The organism is Micromonospora sp. NPDC000316, assembly GCF_042898885.1.
Lineage (GTDB): Bacteria > Actinomycetota > Actinomycetes > Mycobacteriales > Micromonosporaceae > Micromonospora.
In genome coordinates, this window is sequence record NZ_JBIAZG010000023.1 from 38,812 (window position 1) to 55,968 (window position 17,157).

The window sequence follows — 17,157 nt, forward strand, 5'->3', positions numbered from 1 at the left end:
CTGATCACATAGATGTTACTAAGTTCATGGGAGCGTTCCCATGGACGGTAGCGGAGGCGCGCGTCCCTGCCAAGACATGAAGGCTCGTCGATAAGACCGGCGGCTGTTAGGCGGGTGGCGGTGCTACCCAGCCGGGGGCGGCCGCCGACCGGGCGAGCTGGGGCCCAGGGAGCTCAGCAGTTCGTCGAGCAGTTCCATCTCCGCCCATCCGTTGACCGCGACCTGACCGGAGGCGTCGACGCTGACCTCGATGCGGTCGTGCTCACGTCGCACATCGTCGAGCAGGTGCGGGAAGCGGTCGCTCAGCGCGATGAACTCCTGGTTCGTCGACCCGACCCAGGGCCTGACGATGTCGATACGATCCCGCAGGAACGGGCCGGCGACGAGCAGATCCGTCTGGTCGAGCAACGCGCCGACATCGTCACGACCCTCGGCGACGCTCTCCCGCAGCTGCCGGCTGGTGTAGCCAGTGAAGGTCATTACCGATCGGCCCGCTCGGCGTACGGTGCTCGCGACCTCGGCGAGCACCCCGGCCTGGTCGAACGGCTCGCCGCCCAGCAGCGTCAACCCGTCGGTGCCGGCATCGAGGATGCGGGCTGCCAGGTCGTCTGGTGCAAGCCGCTCGCCACCCCGGAAGGCCCACATGTGGGGGTTGAAGCAGCCGGCGCATCGGATCGTGCAGCCCTGCACCCAGACCGCCGTGCGGTCGCCCGGCCCTTCGGCCCGAGTCGACGCGAGGATCCGTGCCACTGACACCGACCCCGATGTGGGAGGAAGAGGGCGGGGACCGCCTTCAGACATCGAGTACGCGGCCGTAGGGAAGCGGCGGCGACTGACCGGGCGATCCCAGGTGCGGCGGTGCGCAGGTCAGCAGGGCCCTGATGCGGGCGAACTCGTGGGGGGCAAGATTCGCCGCTGCGGCGAACTCCTCCACGCTGCCGAAGCCCTGACGTGCCTGCCGCTCGGTCATCACTTGGTGCACACGGTCGGGGTGGAAGTGCGGGAGTGCGGCGAGCTGCTCGGATGTCGCGGCATTGACGTCGATCGCCGACGGGGGCGACGCTTCGGGGGCCGAGAGCTGCGGTGTCGTTGCTTGTGGCTGCTGCTGCGCCGCCGCAGGGCCTGGACCGAAGTAGGTGCCGGGGTTCGGGAGCATGCCCGCCACCGCCGGCGGTGCGGACGTCGGCGGGTAGGACGGTGGCCCCGTCGGCGCCGGAGTGTAGGGGCCGCCTGTCCAGACAGGCGGCGGTGCCGCTTGCTGCGCGTACCAGGGCACGTGGTTCGCCTGCCACCGCAGCCAGGCCGAGTTGATGAGGCAGGCGTGGAAGATGCTCGCCACCCACATCGCGAGAAGCGTGCCGGCGGCCCAGCCGCCCACTGTGGTCCGCTTGCCCGAGCCGTCCAGGAACGCGAACGCGGCGACACTGACAGCGGTATAGACGATGCCCGGTATCCACCAACTCGCGCGCCGGGCGCGAAGCCCGACGTAGAGGAAGCCCGCTCCGCCCAGGCAGCCCATGCCGACGAGAGGAAGCAGCAACCACCAGCTGTGCAGGATCCGCCACCACAGGCTCGCGCCCGGGTTCGTCGGTGGCGGTGGGGCGGCCCACGCCCCGTCAGGCACGTTCGACATCGAGATCTTCCTGGAGGTTCTGCCTGGTCACGGTGGCCCTGGTGTAGTCGGCGGTATAGGCGCTCTCCACGGTGCGGGCGTCGAGTAGGTCTTCCAACACGCTTATGTAGTCGAGGCAGCCGCTACCCGCCACACCCCTGGTCTCGGCGCTCACCATGCCGTCGCTCGCCACTGTCAACACGATCTGCGGCTTCTCCGTCATGACTGCCGCCCCTCGACCGCGAAGACCATCCGTACGCTCGAATCGTCGGCGACGGTCTCGGACTCCAGCCGAAGCCCTGCGGCCGGGGCGCGCTCGCGGAGCCGGTCGAGGACAGCGCGCTGGACCTGCCGCCCGTATCCGGCGTCGACGGCACGGATGATGTCGACGGCCTTGTGCTCGTCGACATCGCCGGTCAGGTGCGCCGACCACACCTCGTCCTCTCCGCGCCGGAAGTTCGCCTGCGCGCGGTCCCAGACCGCGACGATCTCCTGGTCCTCGGCAGTGACGACGGCGTTGGTCTCGCGCAGGGCGGCGGTCAGCAACGCCTCGTCCCGCATCCGTGTCTGCACCTGGCAGATGACGCGGCCGCGTTCGTCGCGGTCCGCGGTGGCACCGCGAACGGCGGCGACGGTGGCCACGGCCAGTGGCACGAGCACCAGTGAGACGCTCAACGGTCCAGTCCTTTCGTTCGCGTCGGGGGCATCAGAACTCGACGGATCTTTGACCGCCGTTGCGCGGTGGCGGATCGCCGGGCCGGTTGGTGACTGTGGGCGGATCGGGCGTGCCGGCACGGCCACGCAGGTCCCAGTCCTCGGCGGCGGTGGCCGCCACCGTGCGTTCCTCGGCCCAGGCCCGTATGGCGGTGATCCGCTCCGCCTGGGTCACGCTCAGCGGCACCATGTTCGTCACGCCACGTACGAGGTCGTCCTTGCGCAACGGGCGTCGTTCCGAGAACGCGTCGAAGAGACCGGCGATCACCGCCTGCTCGATCTCCGCTCCCGAATAGCCCTCACTCAGCACGGAGAGTTCCTTGAGCAGGGCGTCCTCGACGGCGAGGCCGCCGGCGACAGCCCGGCGTGTCAGGCGCTTTGCGATGTGAACGGACCAGATGGCGACGCGTTCGGTGCTTGTCGGGAGGTCGACGAAGAAGATCTCATCGAAGCGTCCCTTGCGCAGCATCTCCGGTGGCAGGCTCTCGATGTTGTTGGCGGTCGCGATGACGAAGACCGGCTTCGTCTTCTCCTGGAGCCAGGTGAGGAAGGTGCCGAAGACGCGTGACGAGGTGCCCGAGTCGCCGCCGCTGGCACCGCCCGCCGGAAAGCCCTTCTCGATCTCGTCGACCCAGAGGACGCACGGTGAGGTCGCCTCCGCCGTCCGAATGGCGTTGCGCAGGTTCTGCTCACTCGATCCGACAAGCCCCGAGAAGATCCGGCCGACGTCCAACCGGAGCAGCGGCAGCCCCCAGGTCGCGGCGACGGCCTTCGCGGTCAACGACTTCCCACAGCCGGGTACGCCCGTGATCAGCACTCCCCGGGGCGCGGGAAGCCCGTACTCCGCAGCGTCCGCCAACCAGGAGCTGTCCCGCTTGGCGAGCCACCGCTTCAGATTCTCCAGTCCGCCCACGTCGGCCAGGTCGACGTTGACGTCAACGAACTCCAGCAGCCCTGACTTGCGTACCGTCTGTCGCTTCTCCTCGAGCACTACCGCGATGTCGTCGAGATCGAGCACACCGTCGTTGACCATCGCGCGGGCAAAGGCATTCTCGGCCTCCTGAAGCGTGAGGCCGAGGGCCGCCTTGGCCAGCCGTTCCCGGCCGATGTCGTCCAACCCCATGCGGATCCGGCCGTTGGCACAGTTGGCTGCGATCATCCCTTCGAGCACCGCCCGGATCTCCGCGTCGCTCGGGAGCGAGAAGTCGACGATGGTGATGTCTTTCTCCAGCTCGACAGGTATCCGCAGCACGGGAGAGACGAGCACGAGCGCACGAGCGACAGGGCCCGACTTGAAAGCCGCCGCCACGTCCCGCAGCCGCCGGACCACCCCGGGGGCACCGGGCCGATCGCCACCGCCGTGGGCGGGGTGCATGTCCTTGAAGATGAGCACGCTCGGCTCGTCGATCCGAAGCGCCGCGTCGAGCGCATCCTCCGGGTCCGTCGTGCCCTTGCGTGGGGTGCCGTCCGGTTGGACCAGCCCTTCCGTGGCCGACCAGGTCCAGACCGCTCGGGGGGTACGAACGAGGCCCGCGTCGCGCGCCACCGCCGTCACTTCCTGAATGACCCGGTGCTCCTCGTACGACTCGACGTAGAGGATGGGGAAGCGCGCCTTGAGCAACTGCGAGAGCGCGTCGCGGAACGTTGTCGCCATCGCCATCGCCGACTCCCCCTCATCACCTCAGGCCAGCCGACCCTAGCAGTGCTCGTAAAGACCTCGATCAACGGAACCGGACGTGGACTTCGCCGAGCGTGAAGCCCATGTCGGTGACAATTGCCGTGGCCTGGGCGCCTCTGGAGAGCAAGGATCTGTCGATCCCGGCGGTATGACGGACCGCACGTCGCGCGCTCGACGCCGCGCGGCCCGTCAACACCGGTTCAGGCGCTCAGTGCGATCCGGATGGCGAGGACGATCAGGATCAGTCCGGTCAGCCGCTCGATCACCTTGAGCACGGCGGGTCGGGTCAACCAGGGATGCAGCCGGTCGATGAGCAGGATGTAGCAGGCCCACCAGAGCACCGCGAGGCCGATGAACGTCGCGGCGAGCACCGCCGTACGAGCCGCCGCCCCGTCACCGGGCTTGACGAACTGCGGGACGAACGACACGTAGAAGATGACCACCTTGATGTTCAGCAGCTGGCTGGTGATCCCCATGATGAACGACCGCCGCGCCACGTGCGGTTCCTCGTCCGCGGGGGGTTCCACGACAGTCGTACCCGTGCCGTTGCCGCCCGACCCCGCGCCAACCGTGACCGGCTGCTCGGCCGGGGCCACCCGCCGTGGTCGGGTGGCCCAGAGGATGGTGCCGCCCAGGTAGATGAGGTAGAGGGCGCCGGCGATGCGCAGCACCGTGTAGAGCACCGGCGAGGAGAGCAGCAACGCGGACAGACCGGCCGTGGCGAGCGAGGCGTGCACCAGGGCGGCCACGACGAGCCCGCCCAGCACCACGAAGCCAGCCCGCCGGCCGTAGCGGACGGTCTGCCTTGTGACAAGCGCGAAGTCGACCCCCGGCACGATGATGATCAAAAGGCTGGCGGCGATGAAGGCGACGATCTGGATGTCAGACATGCTGCGGGTTCTTTCTCTGAGCGGCGAAGGCTGGTGCGACCTCCTCGATGACGGACACGCCGCTGTCCGGACGTGGACCGTGTCGGCGCCACTCCTCGCGTAGCCGGATGCGGCCGTCCGGAAGGCGCTCCGGATGGGAGACACACTCGCCGACCACGATGGCGCCGTCGGCGAGCACCTCCAGGTAGGCGAACCGCACCACGCCGTCGACGTCGCAGGTCCCGGCCAGCGAGCCGTGTCGAACGCCGCCGCCGGTGATTTCCCCCCACACCAGGTCGCCACGCTGGTGGTAGTGGCCGGACAGGGGTACGCCGCCGGCTTCGGCGTGGTCCACCGAGACGAAGATCTTGTCGTCGTAGTCGAATCTGGTCATCGCGCTCACGCCCACTGCGTGCTCAGGTAGTCGTCGCGGAACGGGCAGACGACGCGGCCCGCGATCGAGTTGAGGATCATGGCGCTGCGGATCGGCAGGATGCTCAGGTTGGAGTCGACGAGCCCCTGCACGTATCGCCCCCGGTTCAGCACGAAGATCTTGTGGTCGTCGGCGTGCTTCCACCGGATCGAGTAGTCCGACTCGATGATCGGCTCGCCGCGCTCGTCGACGTCGACGAGCGCCGACAGTTCCGGGTCGAAGGGCAGCGGCGCGAGCCGCCGTCCCGCCGCGACGACAACGTTCGCCGCACGGTGCCGCTCCTCGCCGCTGCCGGCGGTGAGGCACTCCAGCTCGATCTCGCCGTCCAACTGCCGGGCACCAGTGACGGTCCGGCTGGGCATGATCGTGACCGGGAACCGCCCAGCCCGCAGCCGCTCCTCGTAGTTGTGCTGGTAGATGCCGCGCAGCGTGCCGGGCGAGATGCCGTCGCTTGTGAGGATCTGACCGGAGACGAGGCGTTCGCGGACGTCCCGGGAGAGGTTGAGGAACGCCTCCTGGTACGCGGGCCGGTACAGGTCGTTTGCGGAAGGGGAATCCTCCAACGGCGCGAACCACGACCGGCGGCCGATCCACTTGATGTCGCGGCACCCACGGCCGAGCAACGCCGCGACGCACTCGGCGCTGGTCTGGCCGCTGCCGATCACGATCCACGGCAGGTCGGGTTCGTCGGGCACGGCGGCGAGGCGCTTGTGCAGTTCGTCGGCGACGAAGACGCGTCGGGGGTCGAGGGCGCCCAGGAACTCCGGCACGTAGGGCATGGTCCCGGTGCCGATCACCAGGTGCTGGGATCGGGCGACGGCTTCCCCGCCGCTGCGGCTCACCAGGGAGCTGTCGAACTCGACGCGGTCGATCCGAGTGCCGTAGGTGATGTGCGGCAACTGGCTCGCCGCCCACACCAGGTACTGCTGGTACTCCACCCGCGGGATCGTGTCGAAACCCGCGCCCAGCAGGGCGTAGACCCGGCCCGTGGTGACCAGGTAGTTGAGGAACGACAGCGGATGGGTCGGGTCGTACAGCGAGACCAGGTCCTTGACCCAGCCGGTCTGCATCCGTACGCCGCTGTGCAGCATCCCGTCGTGCCAGCCCGGCTGGTCACGCGCCTCGAACAGGGCGATCTGGTGTGGCGCGAGCACGTCGTACATGGCCGCGAGGCTCAGGTTGGCTGGCCCGGCACCAATTCCGACTGCATGGTATGTCTGCGTCATCTTCTACCTCTGTCTAACCCGTTGGGAGATTGACGGCGGATCGGTTGTCAAGCAGGGCGGCGGCGGCGAGCCGGCTGGCGGCCAGCGCGGTCTTGGCGGCGCCTCCGCTCCCGCCGGTGAAGGTGTGCACGGTTCCCGCGACGGCTCGCAACGCCAGACCGGCGGGCTCGCTGTAGCAGTCGACCGCGCTGACCGGTGGGCCCAGCGGCCGCGGGTCCAGGCCCGGCAGCCGCCGCAGGGCGGTCGCCAGTACCCGCTCCGACAGTTCGGTGTCGGGCTCGGGCGTCGGCGGTTCGACGTCCCAGCGTCCACTGGGAAGGCCGAGCAGAAGACGTCCCGGCCCGGCCGGGCGGCCATACAGACCACTCGTCTCGTCGACGAAACACGGCAGGTCGTTCCGAGCCACGGCGTAGTAGGCGTACTGGATGTGTTTGGTGTGCAGGGTGGTGGCGAACCCGGCGGTACGCAGCAGGCCCGGAGTCCACGGGCCGGCGGCGACGACCACGAGGTCTCCGACGAGTCGTCGGCCGTCGCGCAGCTCGACCGTGCCGCCGTCGAGCCGGGCCATCGGCGTGACCTCGGTGTGGTCCAGGCCACGCAGGGCCGCTCGGCGCAGCAGGTCCGGGACGATGTATCCGGCGTGCCGCTCCCAGACGGCCACACTGCGCTCCGGCAGCGAGCCGAAGCCGAACCGGCTGGCGACCTGCCGACCGGTTAACACTTCGACGCCGGCCCCCTCGACGCCGGCCCCGATGCCGGGGTCGTCGGCGTCCAGCAGGTAGAGCGAGCCGCTCCGCCGCCAGCCGGCATGCTCGGCCAGAGCCGTGTCGGCAAGCAACTCGGCGAGGCTGGCGGTGGCCAGGGATCGGGCGGCCGGGTCCGGTTCGAAGGCCCGTACCAGCCCACCGGAGGCCGCCGTGGCGTCGGCGTACGCACCCGTCGGGCCGTCGACTCCCGTGCCGATCAGCACCACCTCGGCGCCCGCGTCCTGCAACCGCCGAGCCAGCAGGGCCCCGCTCAGGCCGGCGCCGACGACGAGTACCCGTGGCTCAGCCACCGGACTCCGCCGGAAGGGTGCCGCCGACAAGATCCAGGAGCCGGGCCGCCCGATCGGGACGACTGCGATGCGCGACAAGTGCCGCGCGGACCGCAGCGGCGGGATCGAAGTGCTCCAGGCGCAGCGCCTGCTCGCCCCGCGTCAGCTCGATGTCCGCAAGAGCCGCGTCGAGGCCGGGTCCGGCCGGGTCGCGGGCCTCGGCGTATCGCGCCTTGAAAGCCTGGTACGCCTCCGGCTGGAAGTCGGACTCGTAGCTGTCCGGCCGGTCCCAGCAGACGAACGCCCGCACCACCGCCGGATCCTCGCTGGACAGGAACTCGTGCGCCCAGATGGCGTGCTGCCGGCTGGTGGAGAACTTCGAGCCGGTGAGCCGATAGAACTCGTTGACCACCAGACCGGTGGGCCGGTCGGGCAGCCCGGCGGCGAGGTGCAGGGCCGGGATGAGGACGGCGTAGTAGAAGGCGTTGTCGACCCCGAGGAAGATCCACTGCTCGTCGATGCCCTGCCACGCGTCGAGGTAGCCGGCCAGGGTGTCCGCGTCCGGACGCAGGTGGCGGGCGGGCAGGATCAGGTTGGCCAGGGCCATCTCGGCCCACACGTCGATCCGCAGGCCGTCGTCCCACTCGATGCCCCAGTCGGTCGGGTACGCCAGCGGCACCTCCGGCAGCCCGTCATCGAGGTACGCCGCGACGAGCCGACGCAGTCGCGGTGGCAGCACCGCCCGGGACCAGAACTCGGCCAGCCGCTCCCGGTGCTCGGCCAGGCGGAGCACCGGGACCGTGTGGGTGACCGGCTCGGGAACAGCGGAGCAGCAGGTCGACAGCGCCCCGACCAGGGTCGCTGCGGTGCAGAGGCTGCCGCAGCCCTCACACGTGCCGCCGGCCGCTCCGGCACCGCAGACCGGGCAGGTCCCGGCGACCCGGACGTGGTGCAGGACGCGGTGGCAGGTGGCGCACGCGCGCAGCGACACCGGGGCGACCTCGACGACCTTCGCGTCGACAAGTTCACTGAGCAGATCGGCCACGGCACGGCGGTAGCCCTCGTCGGCCAGTGGGTCGACCATGATGTCGTACCGGATGCGAGCCGCGTCCAGGGCAGCACCGATCGACGCCTGGTAGCGGGCGGCGGTGTCCGTGACGGATTCCCCGTGCGCCTCGGCCCTGGCCAGCACGTAGTTCTGGTGGGCGTCCAGGCCGCACTGGGTAACCACCCGGCGACCATCGGCGCGCAGCGCGCGGGCCGCGATGTCCCCGGCGACGTACGGGCCGGAGAGGTGGCCGACGTGCAGTGGCCCGTTCGGTGTCGGTGGCGGGGTCACCACGAGCACCGCACCCTCAGTCACGGTCCACACCATCGGCTTCGGCGCTGTCGACCGGGGGCATCCAGTAGATGCTCAGGATCGTCAGCGACTGTTCCGGTGACGGGTTGTGGATGATGTGCCGCTGCTCCGGATCGAGCAGGATGACGCCCCCGGTGGGCACCTCGACCTTCTGTCCGCCCGCCTCGTAGACGGCCGTGCCGCGGGTCACCACAGCGAACTCGACCTCCGGGTGCACGTCCTCCGCGCTGCTGCCGCCGGGCGGGATCACGCACCACATCGCGTCGAACGGCAACGGCCCCAGGTCCCGGTACTGCGCCCAGCGGCCGATCTGAATGCCGTATTCCTCGGTGAGTTCCGCAACGTCGCTGACATATCTACGCATGGCCATCCTCCCTGGTCGGTTGGGACCTGAAATTTCGCGGAGCAATTACTTCCGGCGATGTCGCGTTGGGGATAAATCGGGCGGTCGTGTGCGTACGAGGCGGGCGGATAACGCCGCCATCCCATTTCGGCTACTTCCACGGCCACCAATGGCGACATGGCCACTGTGGACATAGAGTGATCACGCCAACAGGAATCGAACCGGCAGATCACCGGCAAAGTCGCCGCTGCCACCCAGCCAGCGACGCAAATCCGGCGGTACAGACGGCACATTCAGCCAAATTCGTACGGGGCCGACGAGTGAGGACGGCGTTGTGATCGGCTTCATCGAAACCCTGAGTGACGAGATAATTGCAGCCCGACAACGAGCCAACCTCACCCAGGAGGAGTTGGCCGCCAGAACCGGGCTGAGCGTCCGCAGCATCCGCAACCTGGAGTCCGCGCGGGTGACCCAACCCCGGCCGGCGACCGTCCGACTGCTCCGCGACGCGCTCGACCTGCCTGCCCGTCCGTCGGCATCGGCGCGGATACGTCCGATGCAACTACCACTGGAGACTCCCGGCTTCGTCGGCCGCTCAGCGCAGCTCGCCCAGCTCGACCGGCTGCTCGACGGCGGGCCGCGGCGGATGTCGGCGGTGGTGATCTGCGTCCTCACCGGGCAGAGCGGGATCGGCAAGACGGCGTTGGCCCTGCACTGGGCACACCGGGTCGCCGCGCGCTTCGCCGACGGCGTGCTCCACCTCGACCTGCGCGGCAGCCGCACGGATGAGCAGGCGGTGTCCGCGTCCGACGCGCTGGGCAGCCTCATCCAGGCTCTTGACGTACCCGGAGAGATTCCGTGCGACCTGGCCGCGCGGGCTGGGCTCTACCGAAGCGCCCTGGCCGGACGGCGGATGCTCATCGTGCTCGACGACGCGCGGGACGCCGAGCAGGTGCGCCCGCTGCTGCCCGGCGTGGCGGGATGCATGGTCGTGGTGACCAGCCGGGACCGCCTGTGCTGCCTGGTCGCGGGCGAGGCCGCGCGACCCGTCGTGGTCGACGAGATCGGCCCGGCGGAGGCGTGGGAACTGCTCCGGTCCCGTCTCGGTGAGCGGCGCCTCGCGGCCGAGCGTGAGGCGGTCCAGCGGATCATCGCCCACTGCGCGGGCATCCCCCGGGCGCTGACACTTGTGGCCGCCTCCGCGGCCACCGCTCCCCGACTCTCCCTTGACGAGCTGGCCGCGCAGCTGAGATAGGCGGTCACCGTCGCCCGTCGACGCGGGCTCCGGCGCGGGCGGCCACGTGCGCCGGCACCGGCACGGTCGCGGGCAGCGCAGGGTCGGTCAACGGCTGCTGCCACCTGGCTACCAGGGGCAACTCCCCGGCCCAGTGGCCACGCGCGGCGTCCGGGCTGTCACCGTCGTCCGGCGGGCCGCTGCGGGTCTTGACCGACGCCTCGCTGAGCGGGAGCGCCAACAGGGCGGTGGCCGCCAACTCCTTGCGGTTCGGCTGACGGGCATAGTCCCACTGACCGGGGGCGACATGTTCGGTGAGCGTCCGGAGACCATGCAGCACCTCGTCGGGGTCGGTCACCCAACGCGGACTGCCGTAGATCATCGCGCTGCGGTAGTTGATCCCGTGTTCGAAGACCGAGCGCGCCAGGACCAGGCCGTCGACGACGGTCACCGTCACACAGACCTCCGCGCCTGTGGTGAGGCTCCGGCTGGCCACCGATCCGTGCAGGTAGAGGTGCTGGTCGTCGAAACCGTAGACGGTCGGGACCACCATCGGACAACCGTCCACGAGGACGCCGAGATGGCAGACGAAGCTGGCCCGCAGAACGTCGAACAGGGCACTCCGGTCCCGGTGCCCCTTCTCCTTCATGCGATGCAACGCGGTTCGGGGCGTCGCGGACAACGGCAGGTCGGCGTCGCTCATCACTTGTCTCCCGTCGGTAACCTGTCTCGGCAGCCCCGACCGGCCAGGGGTCGATCGGGTGCTGGCCGGCCCGAGGCTGGAGTGTAGGAGCGCCGCGACGAGACTCGCACGTCCAGAAGTGGGCAGAGGGCCGGGCCGGCGGTGCGGGACGGGACCGGTGTCCGTCGCCCGACCGCAGACGCACCGACGCCAGACCCGCACCGCGGGCCTGGCGTCCGTGGCTACGACGTCAGCTGGTCGCGGCCTGTCGGGCGAGCGTCCGGGCGTCCTCGGCCTGCCGGCGGCGCCAGCCGCGCCACAGGTTCCGACCCCACATCGCCAGGCCGCCTCCGTTGAGCAGCGCGGCGAGCACGGCGACAGTGGCGAAGTCGGCCGACGAGAACCGCGTCGGCTCCCCCAGCGCCAGCAGCACGAACTGCTCCAGATAGAGCCACAGCACCGGCAGGATCGTGAACACCAGGGCGAACAGCGAGAAGATCCGGCCGAACACCCACGCCGCCGCGTACACCCGCACCTTGCGCATCTCTTTGCGCGGGATGCCCTCCTGCGAGACCACCTTGTGCCGGCGGAAGGTCATCCGCCTGATCCCGTTGGCCAGGAACCGCTCGGTGTCCGACATCAGGTTGCGGCAGTTCAGGGCGGTCGCGATCACGTAGTAGACGTCGGTCCGCAGGTAGAAGAAGAACTGGAATCCGATGCGAACCAGGAAGGTGAGCAGGGCCGCGCTGGCCAGCAGGGACATCCAGTTGGGCACGTCGAAGACGTTGCGCCGGGTGGCGAACAGGAACGCGACCAGCAGGGATCCGGCGAACGCGTCGACGAAGAATCCGGCGAGGAATGCCTTGAACCGCGCACGCTTGGACGCCATCCAGATGCCACTGATGTCCGTCTGGGCGACCAGGATGTACATGAGGTTGCTGATGCCGAGCGTCGCCGACACACCCACCGAGCGAGCCGCCAGGGCGTGCGCGAGTTCGTGCAGCGACAGCCCGAGCATCGCCAGTGTGACGCTGATGATGGTGAGGATGGCGAAGTTCCCACCCTCGAACAGCAGCGCCCGGGGGCCGGGCACCAGGCCCGGATCGCTGATCGCCATCGCCACGCCGGCGAGGATGACCGCGAGGCCCGGAACGATCACGGCAGCACCGGTGAGTCGGCGCGCGGTGGCCGGGGAGATCCAGTCGAAGCTCCAGCGCTTGATCGTCCGATGCGCGTGTTCGTGGGCCGGTTCGGTGGCGGCGCTGGGCTCGCCGCCGCGGGTGACGAAGCCCTCGTCGGCCAGCACGGCGACGAAATCCTCGACGTCCACGCTCTCGCCGTGCTTGCGCTCGTAGATCCGGGCGGTTTCGGCGATGGTGCGGCCCTCGGCGAGCGCCTGCAGAATGTCCAGCCCCTCGGCCGGAATGGCGAGATAGACCTTGCGGTCGGTGTCGCCGATGATGACGTCCGCGCCGTCAGTGGTCGAGACGAAGGGACGGACGGTGACGACGGACTCAGCCGTGTTGACGGCCATGGGGCGATTCCTTCCACTTCCGCAGTACAGACGGCGCTCGGCGGGAACCGGAGCGATCACTCACGCCGGTCCCCGCCGATCATGAACCCTTTGTCACAGTGCCGCAGGCACGCAGTCCGCGTTGGCGCTGGTCTTGATCGGCTCGAGCTTGCGAACGACAAGCTTCTTCATGGGGTACCTCCCAGATAGTGGGGTTACTTGGTAATCATCATTCACTGTCGACAGTCGCCGGTCTGCTCACTAATGAGCAGTCAATGCGTTGCGGCGGAAATCCACGAAGAAAGTCGATCCTCGTGGACGGTCAGGTGCGACCGGGGGGTGAATTCCACCATTTCCAGCTCACGGAATCGCTTGAGGAACTGGCCGATGCGGGTCCGTGTGGTGCCCACCATCTCGGACAGGTCCTCCTGGGTGAAGGCGATGTCCACACGGGTGCCACCCGGGCCACGCCGGCCGAAGCGTTCGGCCAGATCCTGGAGTCGCACCGCGAGGCGCAGCTCGCTCGGCATCGTCACCATGTCCGCCACCACCTGCTGCTGGTGCCGCAGACGGATGCCCAACTGACGCGCGAGCACGTCACCGGAGCCGTCCGCGGCCAGCACGGCAGCGGCCCGCGCTGCCGGGATCCGCAGCAGCACGGTACGGGTCAACGCGATCGCCGATTCCAGCCGCTCCATGCCGAGCAGGGCGGTCTCGCCGAACAGGTCGCCTACGACGTACACCGAGAGCAGGCACCGTTTGCCGCTCGCGGCCACTATCTGCGTCTTCACCTGGCCACGCTCCACGACATAGACGTGGTCGTCGCGCGTCCCGCCTCGATAGACAGGGTTGTTACGGGAGATCTCGATGAGCGACGTCCCTGTCACCCGCCCCGCAAGCGCCCGGAAATCCGGGATGTCGAGCCTCTGCAGGGGATTGGCATGTGTCACGTCGGCCTACCTTCCGCCCGGCACAGCACAGCACACATAGAAGGAAACCACATCCTCGCCGTAGACACTAGGCAAGGCTCATGAACACCTGGAAAGGCGAGGAAGCAGCCGAGGTGAGCCAGATGGTCGGCACCCGCCTCACGCTGCGGTGGAGCGTTCCAGCCTTGTGGAGAACCTTTGCGATGACGTAAAAAGGCTTGCACATACGACACATACGATCTCGGGAGCGTCGGCGATGCGACTGGGCATGCCTCTCAACTACCGCGCAGGGGTCATCGACGTCGCCGACGAGTTGGTCGACTTCGAGCAGGCAGGCCTGGACCTGGTGCTGGTGGCCGAGCTGTACACGTTCGACGCCGTGAGCCAGTTGGGATTCATCGCGGGGCGAACCCAGCGGCTGGGCATCGCGTCCGGGGTGATGCAGCTGTACACGCGTACGCCGACTTTGATCGCCACCACGGCCGCCGGGCTCGACCACGTCTCGGCGGGCCGGTTCACACTCGGCCTGGGCGCCTCGGGCCCGCAGGTCATCGAGGGGTTCCACGGCGTGCCGTTCGACGCGCCCCTCGCCCGCACACGCGAGGTGATCGACGTGTGCCGGCGTGTGTGGCGCCAGGAGAAGCTGGTCCACCAGGGCACCCACTACCACATTCCGCTCCCCGCCGAGCAGGGCACGGGACTTGGCCGGCCGCTCAAGATGATCAACAAGCCGGTCCGGGAGCGCATCCCGATCACCCTCGCCGCCATCGGGCCGCGCAACGTCGAACTGGCCGCCGAGTTGGCGGAGGGATGGCACCCCGCCTTCTTCTATCCCGAGCGGGCCGCCGCCGTGTGGGGCGAGAGCCTGGCCCGTGGCGCCGAGCGGCGGGACCCGTCGCTCGGGCCGCTCGACGTAGGCGTCAACACCCTGCTGGCGATCGGCGACGACGTCACACACCTGCGCCGGCTCGCCCGGCAGGAGTTGGCGCTCTATCTCGGAGGCATGGGGGCGGTGGGCGCGAACTTCTACAACACGCTCGCCGAGCGGTACGGGTTCGGTGCGGCGGCTCGCACCGTGCAGGAGTTGTACCTGGCCGGACGACGGGACGCCGCGGCCGAGGCGGTGCCGGAGGAACTGGTGAACGGCACCTGCCTGATCGGCCCCGCCGCCTGGGTGGCCGAGCGGCTGGCCGCCTACCGGGAGGCGGGCGCGACCACCCTCAACGTGACCCCGCTGGCCCGCACACACCGGGACCGACTGCGACTCGTCGAGCGGCTGCGCGGTCTGCTCGACTGAGCGGTGGGCCAGCGGATGGTACGGATCGTCAGGCGACGCTGCGGTCGGCGGCGGGGTCCGCGACGATTCCCGGGAAGATCTCGTCCACGACCGGTGCCAACGGATCCACGTCGCGGCCCGACGCGGCAGCCGCCTCGGCTGCGGCGCGCGCCCCGGCGGCCCGGCGGGCCGACGCGCTGTTGCCCCGGTGGCTGATCGGCACGCACTCCCCAGCCGCGGCGAGGCCGGTCGCCACCGGCAGGTGGTTGTAGGCGGCCTCATACTCACCGTTGCGGACCACGTAGGACTCGTGCCAGATGCCGACGGCGGAGTTGTCCTTCATGCGCCGGAAGTAGTCCTGCAAAGCCTTGGAGTGCGCCAACTCGCGATTGTTGGCGAACCGTTCGAGGTGCTCGATGCTGCGGAAATAGGCGATCATGACCGCCCCTCGATTGCCCCAGTACGCGTGCGCGTGCAGTGCCCCGGTCGCCTCCTGATCGGCGAACATGGTCTTGAGCACACCACCCATCGACCAGAAGGTCGGCAGCCAACGGTTGACCTTGAAGAAGTTGTTGATCCGCATACCCGTCATGAAAACAGCGAAATCGCCCTCGATCTCGGCGGTCATCCTCGGGCCTACGACTGGCTTCCTGCCCATGCCCGGACACCCTTTCCAATGCTGGGTCGAATACCAGCGAACACTAGCAATGACATTCGCAACCCAACAAGATGCTTCAACATACTGCGAAAGTGTCGGTGGGTCGCTGGGCGCGTACGATCAGGCGTCCGGTCCGAAGTAGCGCTGCCGGAGGGTTTCGCCCGGCCGGTACGCGGTGCGGAACATGCCGCGCCGTTGCAACTCGGGGATGAGCAGGTCGCAGATGTCGCCGAGACCGTCCGAAGGGCTGCACGGGATCAGGTTGAAGCCGTCGACGTCGGCGACCTCCAGCCACTGCTCCATCCGGTCGGCGATCTCCTCGGCCGTGCCGAACAAGGTCATCGGCGCGTCTCGACGGGCCCGCCGGGGGCGGGACACCAGATACCGAACGTCGCCGATGGTCCACGACCGCTCGGGGCTCAGCCCACGCAGGAAGCCCAGGAAGGATTGACTGCCCTGATTCTTCACCTCGTCGACAGGGGTCTCATCCGGATACGCGGCCAGGTCCATGTCCATCCAGCCACACCACTTCGCCAGCTGCCCCTCCGGGCTCCACAGCTCGTGGTATTGCGCGGCCTTGCGCTTCGCGTCGGCGCGGTCGGCGCCGACCATCACCATTGTGCCCTGAAGGGCGCGTACGCCCCGCGGGTCGCGTCCCGCCTCGGACACCCGCTGGCGCAACCGCCGGACCGTCTCGGCCCCGCTCGCCGGATCGGCCATCGTCAGGAAGATCACCTCCGCGTGCCGGGCGGCGAACGCCAGGCCCCGACCCGACGCGCCCGCCTGGTAGAGCACAGGTGTGCGCTGCGGGGACGGCTCACACTGGTGCGGACCCCGCACGGTGAACCACTGGCCCTGGTGGTCGATCGCGCGTACCCGGGACGGGTCGGTGAAGACGTCGCCGGCGGTGTCACGCACCACCGCGCCGTCGTCCCAGCTGCGCTCCCAGAGCGCGCGGGTCACGTCGAGGTATTCGTCGGCCCTGTCGTAGCGCAGGTCGTGGTCGAGATACTCGCCGAGCCCGTTGTCGGTGGCCGAGCGCAGGTACGAGGTGACGATGTTCCAGCCGATCCGGCCCCGGGTGAGGTGGTCGAGCGTGGAGAACAGCCGGGCGCACTCGTACGGCTGGTGGTAGGTGGTGGAGTAGGTGACCGCGAAGCCGAGGTCGGTTGTCGCCATCGCCGCCGCGGCGACGACAGGCACCGGGTCGATCGAGGGGATCTGCACGGCGTGCCGGACGGCGGTCGCCCACGACCCCTTGTAGACGTCGTAGGTGCCGTGGATGTCGGCGAAGAACAGCGCGTCGACGCAGGCCGCCTCCAGCCGCCGGGCGACAGCGGCCCAGTAGTCCAGCGACCGGTAGCCGGTGGCTGTGGCGTCGCCGGGCGCTCGCCACATTCCGACGAACTGGGGCGACGGCGAGCATTCGGTGAACACGTTCAGGTGCATGTTTCCCCCTTCCCGAGGGTCGGGGGGGGGGCCCCCCGGGGGGGGGGGGCGCGGCCGCCCCCGGGGGGCGGGGGGGGCCGCCCGCCCCGCCCCCCCCCGCCCCGCGGGGGGGGCGCGGGGGGGCGGGCGCCCCCCGCCCCCGGGC

General features: G+C 69.4%; 18 protein-coding genes. 2 read left to right on the forward strand and 16 right to left on the reverse strand.

Annotation, left to right across the window (positions count from 1 at the left end):
* Positions 1 to 123 precede the first annotated feature (123 nt).
* From ACFY2Q_RS27895 to ACFY2Q_RS27945, 11 genes are all read right to left on the reverse strand, one after another.
* Entirely contained in the window at positions 124 to 750 is a 627-nt protein-coding gene (locus tag ACFY2Q_RS27895; protein ID WP_387135302.1) for a 4Fe-4S single cluster domain-containing protein, read from the reverse strand.
* 43 nt (positions 751 to 793) lie between these two features.
* Positions 794 to 1,633 carry a ComEA family DNA-binding protein gene (locus tag ACFY2Q_RS27900; protein WP_387135304.1) on the reverse strand — a complete coding sequence of 280 codons (840 nt, stop codon included), beginning with the start codon at positions 1,631 to 1,633 and terminating at the stop codon, positions 794 to 796.
* Positions 1,617 to 1,835 carry a DUF2997 domain-containing protein gene (locus ACFY2Q_RS27905; RefSeq protein ID WP_387135306.1) on the reverse strand — a complete coding sequence of 73 codons (219 nt, stop codon included), beginning with the start codon at positions 1,833 to 1,835 and terminating at the stop codon, positions 1,617 to 1,619. The genes ACFY2Q_RS27900 and ACFY2Q_RS27905 overlap by 17 nt, the downstream gene beginning before the upstream one ends.
* Positions 1,832 to 2,287 carry a hypothetical protein gene (locus tag ACFY2Q_RS27910; RefSeq protein ID WP_387135309.1) on the reverse strand — a complete coding sequence of 152 codons (456 nt, stop codon included), beginning with the start codon at positions 2,285 to 2,287 and terminating at the stop codon, positions 1,832 to 1,834. Before ACFY2Q_RS27910 ends, ACFY2Q_RS27905 begins: the two co-directional genes overlap by 4 nt.
* Before the next feature lie 31 nt (positions 2,288 to 2,318).
* Positions 2,319 to 3,986, reverse strand: a complete 1,668-nt coding sequence (locus tag ACFY2Q_RS27915) for an AAA family ATPase (RefSeq protein ID WP_387135311.1) — start codon at positions 3,984 to 3,986, stop codon at positions 2,319 to 2,321.
* Positions 3,987 to 4,204: 218 nt separating this feature from the next.
* Positions 4,205 to 4,894 carry a LysE family translocator gene (locus tag ACFY2Q_RS27920; protein ID WP_387135314.1) on the reverse strand — a complete coding sequence of 230 codons (690 nt, stop codon included), beginning with the start codon at positions 4,892 to 4,894 and terminating at the stop codon, positions 4,205 to 4,207.
* Complete coding sequence (locus ACFY2Q_RS27925) at positions 4,887 to 5,267, reverse strand: hypothetical protein (protein WP_387135317.1); 381 nt, start codon at positions 5,265 to 5,267, stop codon at positions 4,887 to 4,889. The genes ACFY2Q_RS27920 and ACFY2Q_RS27925 overlap by 8 nt, the downstream gene beginning before the upstream one ends.
* A 5-nt stretch (positions 5,268 to 5,272) precedes the next feature.
* Positions 5,273 to 6,532 carry a lysine N(6)-hydroxylase/L-ornithine N(5)-oxygenase family protein gene (locus ACFY2Q_RS27930; protein ID WP_387135319.1) on the reverse strand — a complete coding sequence of 420 codons (1,260 nt, stop codon included), beginning with the start codon at positions 6,530 to 6,532 and terminating at the stop codon, positions 5,273 to 5,275.
* Between the two features lie 13 nt (positions 6,533 to 6,545).
* Positions 6,546 to 7,589: an NAD(P)/FAD-dependent oxidoreductase gene (locus ACFY2Q_RS27935; RefSeq protein ID WP_387135322.1), complete on the reverse strand. Its 1,044-nt coding sequence runs from the start codon at positions 7,587 to 7,589 to the stop codon at positions 6,546 to 6,548.
* Positions 7,582 to 8,931, reverse strand: coding sequence for a class I tRNA ligase family protein (locus ACFY2Q_RS27940; protein ID WP_387135324.1), 1,350 nt, complete (start codon positions 8,929 to 8,931; stop codon positions 7,582 to 7,584). The genes ACFY2Q_RS27935 and ACFY2Q_RS27940 overlap by 8 nt, the downstream gene beginning before the upstream one ends.
* Positions 8,924 to 9,292, reverse strand: a complete 369-nt coding sequence (locus tag ACFY2Q_RS27945; RefSeq protein WP_387135326.1) for a cupin domain-containing protein — start codon at positions 9,290 to 9,292, stop codon at positions 8,924 to 8,926. The genes ACFY2Q_RS27940 and ACFY2Q_RS27945 overlap by 8 nt, the downstream gene beginning before the upstream one ends.
* 313 nt (positions 9,293 to 9,605) lie before the next feature.
* On the opposite strand from ACFY2Q_RS27945, the gene ACFY2Q_RS27950 reads away from it, so the two are divergent.
* On the forward strand, positions 9,606 to 10,526 hold the full coding sequence (locus tag ACFY2Q_RS27950; protein WP_387135329.1) for an NB-ARC domain-containing protein: 921 nt from the start codon (positions 9,606 to 9,608) through the stop codon (positions 10,524 to 10,526).
* A gap of 4 nt (positions 10,527 to 10,530) precedes the next feature.
* Here the strand turns inward: ACFY2Q_RS27950 and ACFY2Q_RS27955 are convergent, their stop codons facing one another.
* From ACFY2Q_RS27955 to ACFY2Q_RS27965, 3 genes are all read right to left on the reverse strand, one after another.
* A complete protein-coding gene (locus tag ACFY2Q_RS27955) occupies positions 10,531 to 11,208 on the reverse strand; it encodes a pyridoxamine 5'-phosphate oxidase family protein (RefSeq protein WP_387135331.1) in 678 nt (225 codons plus the stop codon).
* 229 nt (positions 11,209 to 11,437) lie between these two features.
* The gene (locus ACFY2Q_RS27960) at positions 11,438 to 12,721 is read right to left on the reverse strand and encodes a hypothetical protein (protein WP_387135333.1); all 1,284 of its coding nucleotides are present in this window, start codon (positions 12,719 to 12,721) and stop codon (positions 11,438 to 11,440) included.
* Between the two features lie 251 nt (positions 12,722 to 12,972).
* Positions 12,973 to 13,650, reverse strand: a complete 678-nt coding sequence (locus ACFY2Q_RS27965) for a Crp/Fnr family transcriptional regulator (RefSeq protein ID WP_387135335.1) — start codon at positions 13,648 to 13,650, stop codon at positions 12,973 to 12,975.
* 235 nt (positions 13,651 to 13,885) lie between these two features.
* On the opposite strand from ACFY2Q_RS27965, the gene ACFY2Q_RS27970 reads away from it, so the two are divergent.
* Positions 13,886 to 14,926 carry an LLM class F420-dependent oxidoreductase gene (locus ACFY2Q_RS27970; RefSeq protein ID WP_387135337.1) on the forward strand — a complete coding sequence of 347 codons (1,041 nt, stop codon included), beginning with the start codon at positions 13,886 to 13,888 and terminating at the stop codon, positions 14,924 to 14,926.
* Between the two features lie 28 nt (positions 14,927 to 14,954).
* Here the strand turns inward: ACFY2Q_RS27970 and ACFY2Q_RS27975 are convergent, their stop codons facing one another.
* Together ACFY2Q_RS27975 and ACFY2Q_RS27980 are read right to left on the reverse strand one after the other, a co-directional pair.
* Entirely contained in the window at positions 14,955 to 15,563 is a 609-nt protein-coding gene (locus ACFY2Q_RS27975) for a monooxygenase family protein (protein WP_387135340.1), read from the reverse strand.
* A gap of 120 nt (positions 15,564 to 15,683) precedes the next feature.
* Complete coding sequence (locus ACFY2Q_RS27980) at positions 15,684 to 17,012, reverse strand: LLM class flavin-dependent oxidoreductase (RefSeq protein WP_387135343.1); 1,329 nt, start codon at positions 17,010 to 17,012, stop codon at positions 15,684 to 15,686.
* Positions 17,013 to 17,157: the final 145 nt, after the last annotated feature.

Bases quoted from the DNA above. Each gene is read 5' to 3' on its own strand.
- ACFY2Q_RS27930 (WP_387135319.1), bottom strand. From the start codon at position 6,532: ATGACGCAGACATACCATGCAGTCGGAATTGGTGCCGGGCCAGCCAAC.
- ACFY2Q_RS27945 (WP_387135326.1), bottom strand. From the start codon at position 9,292: ATGCGTAGATATGTCAGCGACGTTGCGGAACTCACCGAGGAATACGGC.
- ACFY2Q_RS27980 (WP_387135343.1), bottom strand. From the start codon at position 17,012: ATGCACCTGAACGTGTTCACCGAATGCTCGCCGTCGCCCCAGTTCGTC.
- ACFY2Q_RS27905 (WP_387135306.1), bottom strand. From the start codon at position 1,835: ATGACGGAGAAGCCGCAGATCGTGTTGACAGTGGCGAGCGACGGCATG.
- ACFY2Q_RS27960 (WP_387135333.1), bottom strand. From the start codon at position 12,721: ATGGCCGTCAACACGGCTGAGTCCGTCGTCACCGTCCGTCCCTTCGTC.
- ACFY2Q_RS27900 (WP_387135304.1), bottom strand. From the start codon at position 1,633: ATGTCGAACGTGCCTGACGGGGCGTGGGCCGCCCCACCGCCACCGACG.
- ACFY2Q_RS27915 (WP_387135311.1), bottom strand. From the start codon at position 3,986: ATGGCGATGGCGACAACGTTCCGCGACGCGCTCTCGCAGTTGCTCAAG.
- ACFY2Q_RS27970 (WP_387135337.1), top strand. From the start codon at position 13,886: ATGCGACTGGGCATGCCTCTCAACTACCGCGCAGGGGTCATCGACGTC.
- ACFY2Q_RS27955 (WP_387135331.1), bottom strand. From the start codon at position 11,208: ATGAGCGACGCCGACCTGCCGTTGTCCGCGACGCCCCGAACCGCGTTG.
- ACFY2Q_RS27975 (WP_387135340.1), bottom strand. From the start codon at position 15,563: ATGGGCAGGAAGCCAGTCGTAGGCCCGAGGATGACCGCCGAGATCGAG.
- ACFY2Q_RS27920 (WP_387135314.1), bottom strand. From the start codon at position 4,894: ATGTCTGACATCCAGATCGTCGCCTTCATCGCCGCCAGCCTTTTGATC.
- ACFY2Q_RS27925 (WP_387135317.1), bottom strand. From the start codon at position 5,267: ATGACCAGATTCGACTACGACGACAAGATCTTCGTCTCGGTGGACCAC.